Source organism: Ancylothrix sp. D3o, assembly GCF_025370775.1.
In the GTDB taxonomy this organism is placed as follows: domain Bacteria; phylum Cyanobacteriota; class Cyanobacteriia; order Cyanobacteriales; family Oscillatoriaceae; genus Ancylothrix.
This window is the reverse complement of sequence record NZ_JAMXEX010000124.1, coordinates 1-1339: the sequence shown is the minus strand read 5'-3', so window position 1 is coordinate 1339 and position 1339 is coordinate 1. Positions and strand designations below refer to the sequence as shown.

Annotated in this window: 1 protein-coding gene; it reads left to right on the top strand. The window is 42.6% G+C overall.

Annotated elements, in window-relative coordinates; translation table 11 throughout:
- On the top strand, window positions 1-1124 hold a 1124-nt coding region (gene mobV / locus NG798_RS27680), incomplete at its 5' end, for a MobV family relaxase (protein WP_261226938.1).
- Between the last annotated feature and the right edge of the window lie 215 nt (window positions 1125-1339).

Genomic DNA, 1339 nt, shown 5'->3' with positions numbered 1-1339 from the left:
GCATGAACGCTCAAACCATTTTAAGAGTTAACAAACTCAAAAGCTTAAGAGATGTGGAAATAGCAGCCAGCCACGACTCTCGTAATTTTGTTACACCCAATGCTAACCCACAGGGAAATGTTGTCATCTTGGCCGGCCCTACCAAACCTTCGGAGGTGGTAAAACAGGCCAGAGAAAAAATTGGCTCTCAGAAAGTCAGGAAAAATGCAGTGCTTGGTGCAGAGATTATCCTCAGCGCTTCCCCCGAATACTTTAGATATGATGACCCCGGCGCCTACGGAGAATGGGATGAAGAAAAACTTAATTTATGGCAAAAAACAAGCAGCCAGTGGTTAGAACAAAAACTAGGCGACAATATTCTACAAACCAGTCTGCACCTAGATGAAGCCACCCCCCATATCCATTGTCTGTGGGTTCCTCTCAACAAAGCAGGTAAATTGAGCTATAAAACTACTGAATTTGGCGGCACAAGAGACAGCTTGTCTAAAATTCAAGACAGTTATGCTCAAGCTCTTGAACCGTTGGGGATTGAGCGGGGAATAAAAGGCAGCAAAACCACCCATACCAAAGTCAAGCAATATTATCAAGCAGTGAATACAGCCATAGCAGAACCATTGGTTACTGAACAGTTATTTCCAGAAGCGAGGGAGGGAGAAACAGCAAGCGAATATCGACAACGTGCCATTCAATATCTTCAACCCCAATTAGATTTAATAAAAGTCCAGTTTGCCATGATTCAAAAACTTGAAGAAGAACGCAATGCCTATCGTCAAAAAGCAATGGCAGCAGAAAAACAACGGCAATCACTTGTAACTGAAAGTAAATTGATAACTGATTTAACCCTCGGTATCAGTAAAACTCTCATCCCCCTCGCTACCACTATCACCTCGCTATCTCCTAACCACCGCGTAGATGGCAAAGAATGGAGTTTCTCCCGAAAAACGGGAGCGATTTTTGTTCACCGCAAACGCGACAATTTCCAAATAAGCCTTAATGAGAAAACGTGGCCTCAAGTTTCCTCAGAACTGAAACCTGCTGATATTACTGCATTACAAGATTTATCGGGTTTGATGTGCCGGTGGGTACAAGCTAAATATCAGCTTTCTCAAGAACCGGAACTTTAAAAGTTTTCCAAATACACGAGACTATTTTTGATGTATGATCTAAAGCGAGCTTTGAAGTTTGAGAGTTCCCTAACGTTATCCGATATTGTCCACCAGGCAGAGCGCCACCACAATATTCTGATAACTAACAAACAAGCTTAACCATCCCACCAGTAGTAGAGGTTGCCCAGCATTAAAGAAAAAACAGACCTAAAAAGTTGAAACCCCCTACTGTC